This window comes from Wohlfahrtiimonas larvae, assembly GCF_002006755.1.
GTDB lineage: Bacteria > Pseudomonadota > Gammaproteobacteria > Cardiobacteriales > Wohlfahrtiimonadaceae > Wohlfahrtiimonas > Wohlfahrtiimonas larvae.
This window is the reverse complement of the sequence record NZ_MVDO01000041.1, coordinates 1-4981: the sequence shown is the minus strand read 5'-3', so window position 1 is coordinate 4981 and position 4981 is coordinate 1. Positions and strand designations below refer to the sequence as shown.

Here is a 4981-nt window from a genome sequence, read left to right as displayed (position 1 = left end):
GGCATATCGCGCTTTTTAATTTCATTTAATATATAACTCATGATGACTAAACGATCAGAGTCTAAATGATTAAAAATTCTAGGGTCCTTTGTGAAGCTTTTAATATGTTTCTGTACTTCTTTGTGTTTCACTTCATCTGTTAATTGTCTATGTTTAGAAAAATCATTAATAAGTAATTTTTCAGTTCGGCTATCAACATTTTTTCGTGACGAAGAGCTTGCAGCTGTATTAGCACTTGCACAAGCTGAAAGCACCATCGATGCTATAAAAATACAAATAAAACACAAATAATTTCTAATTTCTTTTCCTTGAAATTCAAACATCTATATCAATGTCCAAACAATTTAGAGAGCAAGATTTTATCACAATGAAAAATATTCACCATAAAACTCTCGCTTAGGTTTAAAAGATAAATACAATAGATACTCTATTAAAATAGAAATACCAGCAATATCTTAAACTTTTTTCTAAAATCATATAATTTTGTTTTATATATCTAACTTTATCTGTTAGGATCGCTCAACTGATAATTTTCAATGAATTTCACTTAAATTTTGAAACTTTGAAGTGATATACGTATAATTACCCTATTTTATGTCATCACTATGAGGCAATATGTCTACAGCAGACTCACCTAAAGTATTGTTAATCAATGGCCCCAATCTAAATATGATTGGAACCAGGGAACCTCATATCTATGGTTCTACCACGCTTATACAGCTCGAAGATCAGCTAACACAAAAAGCAAAACAACTAGAAATTGCTCTAACATGCTTTCAATCCAATATTGAAGGTGAAATCATCACAAAAATTCAACAAGCAAAATCTAATAATATTGATGTGATTATCATTAATCCTGGTGCATATACACACACTAGCATCGGAATACGTGATGCTTTTTTGAGTGTGCAGATTCCTTTTATAGAAATCCATATTTCAAATGTATATGCTCGCGAAAATTTTAGGCATCACTCATATTTATCAGATATTGCTTCAGGAATTCTGGTGGGACATGGTCTTTTTGGCTACGAGCTTGCGCTCTATCGAGCTCAAAATATCATCTCATCAAGATAATTAATAACTTTGTCGTAGGAGAATAAAAACTCATGGATATTCGTAAAATTAAAAACTTAATCGATCTAGTTGATGAATCAACCATCTCAGAAATCGAAATTATTGAAGGCGAAGGTTCTATTCGCATTAGCCGTAATACACAAGGTACGACTGTGGCACAAGTTGCACCAGCCATCCCTGCCTTCAATCCGATGCAACAAATTGTTGCAACAACTGCTGCACCTCAAGCAGCAGCACCTCAAGCAGCAACACCTAGCACACCTGCATTACCTGAAGGTAAAGTGATTCGTTCACCAATGGTAGGTACTTTCTACACAGCAGCATCTCCAACATCAAAAGCTTTCACAGGTGTAGGTGAAACAGTTAATATTGGTGATACTGTTTGTATCGTAGAAGCAATGAAAATGTTTAATCAGATCGAAGCGGAAATCTCAGGAAAAGTTGTATCGATCCTTGTTCAAAATGGTGAGCCTGTGGAATTCGATCAACCGCTCTTCATTCTTGAATAAGATAAGGACAATTTCATGATTAAAAAGATACTAATCGCGAACCGTGGTGAAATTGCACTACGTATTTTGCGAGCTTGTAAAGAAATGGATATTGAAACTGTTGCGGTTTACTCTACAGCAGATAGAGATTTAAAGCATGTACTCCTTGCCGATGATTCTATCTGTATTGGACCACCACAATCTTTTTCAAGCTACTTAAACATGCCGCAGCTCATTGCTGCAGCAGAATTAACAGATGCTGATGCCATTCACCCTGGTTACGGATTCTTGGCAGAAAATGCTGATTTTGCAGAACGCGTAGAAGAGTCGGGATTTATTTTCATTGGCCCACGTGCAAAAACAATTCGCTTAATGGGTGATAAAGTTTCTGCAAAAAAAGCTATGATTGAAGCAGGTGTACCTTGTGTACCTGGTTCTCCTGGCGCATTAACTGATGATGATAATACAAACTTAAAATTAGCCTCAGAAATTGGCTACCCTGTCATCATCAAAGCTTCAGGCGGCGGCGGTGGCCGTGGTATGCGCGTTGTTCACGATGCTAAAGAATTATTATCCTCTATTGAATTGACCAAAGCAGAGGCAAGCGCAGCCTTTGGCAACCCAATGGTTTACATGGAAAAATTCTTAGAAAAACCTCGTCATGTAGAAATCCAAGTATTATCAGATGAACATGGTAATGCTGTATTCTTAGGTGAACGTGATTGCTCTATGCAGCGCCGTCATCAAAAAGTATTAGAAGAAGCATTAGCGCCAGGTATCACAGAAGAAGAACGTGCTCGTATTGGTGAAGCCTGTGTGAATGCTTGTAAACGTATTGGTTATCGTGGTGCTGGTACATTTGAATTCTTGTATGAAAATGGTGAGTTCTATTTCATCGAAATGAATACACGTATTCAAGTTGAACACCCAGTTTCTGAATTAGTGACAGGCATTGACTTAATCCGTGCACAAATCGATATCGCAAATGGTAAACCATTAAAATTCACACAAGAGGATATTAAATTCTCTGGCCACGCGATCGAATGCCGTATCAATGCTGAAGATCCAAAATCATTCTTACCCTCTCCTGGAACAATCACAACATTCGTTCCACCAGGTGGCCCTGGTATCCGTGTAGATACACATATCTATGCTGGCTATAAAGTTCCACCTTACTATGACTCAATGATCGGTAAAATCATTGCTCATGGTCATACACGAGATATTGCAATCGCTCGTTTACGTAACGCATTGCAAGAAACTGTAATCGAAGGCATCAAAACAAATATCCCATTACACTTGAAAATCTTAAACGATCCTAACTTCATCAAAGGTGGCACGGATATTCATTACTTAGAAAAAATGTTGAAAGAATCTGATTAATTTCTAGATTATTTCAAAACAAACTATTAAAGCTCTGATTTTCAGAGCTTTTTTATTATCTAAATTTCAGTAATGAATAAAATAAAAAAGCCACAATTTTCAATTGTGGCTCTATTCCAATATGGACAACCCCAATACCACTTAAATCATACTAAAACTGATATGAAACACTCAAACGAATATCTTTGCCGGGAGCAGGTACTTTTTCACTCAAATATGGTGAATAATTTTTATTGAACAAGTTATCAATAGTAAAATTAATTTTAGGACCTTTATCACCATAAGGCTGATAAACCATAAAGATATTATGCACAGAATAACCGGGCGTTAGTGGATAGCTTAATGCACCTGCTTTGGGGTCAGTGATTACAGGAGTACGAGTTTGTTTACGCACGATTTTACTCTGCCAACCCATACTAAAATTAATCTGTGGAATATTAAAACCAATAGTGGCAGTTAATTCTCTTGGTGGAATATCACGCATCCAAGTGCCATTTTCTTGCCATATATTGCGAGGAGAGCCTTTTCGCTTTCCCTTAATCATAGTTGCAGATATACCACCAAATATATATTCACTATCATATTTAAGATCTAATTCTAATCCCTTAATAGTATACCCTGGTCCATTATGATAAGCACTCATAGGCTTGCCACAAGTTTTATTATTACCCGTAATATGATGCGCTTCACAATAAATTGCACCAACCTTACGAATCACCTCATTTTTAACTTTATTTTGAAAAGCTGTTGCTTGGAAAGTTAAACGATCTTCTGACACAATCACACTTTGTAAATTTAACATTCCACCAAAACGAATTGCACGCAACTTCTCTTTGCCTAAATCACGACTTGTACCATTGGGCCCACTAATACCTGCTGCTTGAACCGTATATTGATCATGGATATTAGGTGATTGCCAACTATGAGAATAATCTGTAAAAAGTGCTACTGTATCATTAGGCTGCCAATAAACGGATAACCTAGGCGATAAACCTTCGTATGTCACAGAGCGATAATCATGCCCATCCACAGGATCCATTGATGCATAACCTGCAATATTACCAAAACTCTGATTTTTCACATGATCATAACGCAATGATGGTGTAACTGTAAAATCACCAATTTTAATATCATCCGCAATGTATGCACTCGTGATTGTTTGGCGACCAGCCGGTAAAAAAGGCGGTGTAAAATAACCATAATTAAAATCTGGCTTGCCATACTTCCCACTATCATAAAACATTAATGCATCCTGTTGTTTACGTAAATATTGCAAACCCACTGTTACATTATGCTGAATTTCTCCTGTGCTAAAAATACTGCTATTTCTTAAATGAATATTTGTATTTTTATAAGTCGTCCAATTCTCTTTACCAAAGGTTGATAACAAAATAGATGGCTTCTTTTGCCCTGGTACTGGTGAAATTTTTTGATCATGCTGCTTTGTTTCAGAATGTGCAATTTCAGCTTTAAAATTAATAAAGGGGTTGTCTGATGGTAAATATTCAAAGCTTACACTATAGTTTTTATCACGCTGATCACGATAGAAAATACGACGCTTCCAATCATAATCATTATTAGGTTCCGTTGTAATCGTATTACCACCCATTGCAGCAAATGGCATCCAACCTTTATATTTAGTATTGGAAGCTGATATGGTTAACTTAGCCTCCTCCCCTAAATAAATATTACTTTTAGCTAAATAACTATATTGATCCATTGAAGAGCCACGATATTTCTCATCTGTTGCTAAACGCACATCATTCGATTCACTCTTAGTGTAATAGATTAATCCATCTATTAATTGATTTTTAGTTTGACCATAAATTGCCGCAGTATAGTTATCTTGATCATTATTACTGTGATGACCATACTTAATGAACGCACCTAAATTTTGATTATCTTTTAAGAAATCTTTCGCATCTTTTGTTGTTAATTGAACATTACCACCAAAACCACCATTACCAACTTCAGGACTGAAAGCACCTTTATTCACGGTCACTTGCTTAATTAAATCGGGATCAACAAATAAAGTT

The 4981-nt window shown here is 35.9% G+C and carries 4 protein-coding genes and 1 pseudogene; 3 read left to right on the top strand and 2 right to left on the bottom strand.

From position 1 onward, the window contains the following. Positions 1–323: pseudogene (locus BZK14_RS02985) on the bottom strand (transglycosylase SLT domain-containing protein); the annotation flags it as partial. Between the two features lie 292 nt (positions 324–615). On the opposite strand from BZK14_RS02985, the gene aroQ reads away from it, so the two are divergent. Genes aroQ through accC form a run of 3 tightly spaced genes read left to right on the top strand, consistent with a single transcriptional unit; the run spans position 616 to position 2945 of the window. Next, positions 616–1074 (top strand): type II 3-dehydroquinate dehydratase, encoded by a 459-nt coding sequence (gene aroQ, locus BZK14_RS02980; RefSeq protein ID WP_077925110.1) that lies wholly within the window; start codon positions 616–618, stop codon positions 1072–1074. Positions 1075–1106: 32 nt separating this feature from the next. Then, positions 1107–1583 carry an acetyl-CoA carboxylase biotin carboxyl carrier protein gene (gene accB / locus BZK14_RS02975; protein WP_077925109.1) on the top strand — a complete coding sequence of 159 codons (477 nt, stop codon included), beginning with the start codon at positions 1107–1109 and terminating at the stop codon, positions 1581–1583. Between the two features lie 15 nt (positions 1584–1598). Next, positions 1599–2945: an acetyl-CoA carboxylase biotin carboxylase subunit gene (accC, locus tag BZK14_RS02970; RefSeq protein ID WP_077925108.1), complete on the top strand. Its 1347-nt coding sequence runs from the start codon at positions 1599–1601 to the stop codon at positions 2943–2945. 151 nt (positions 2946–3096) lie between these two features. On the opposite strand, the gene BZK14_RS02965 is transcribed toward accC, so the two are convergent. Continuing rightward, on the bottom strand, positions 3097–4981 hold a 1885-nt coding region (locus tag BZK14_RS02965), incomplete at its 5' end, for a TonB-dependent receptor domain-containing protein (protein ID WP_143691290.1).

Coding starts and splice junctions, on each gene's coding strand:
- aroQ (WP_077925110.1), top strand. CDS start 616: ATGTCTACAGCAGACTCACCTAAAGTATTGTTAATCAATGGCCCCAAT.
- accB (WP_077925109.1), top strand. CDS start 1,107: ATGGATATTCGTAAAATTAAAAACTTAATCGATCTAGTTGATGAATCA.
- accC (WP_077925108.1), top strand. CDS start 1,599: ATGATTAAAAAGATACTAATCGCGAACCGTGGTGAAATTGCACTACGT.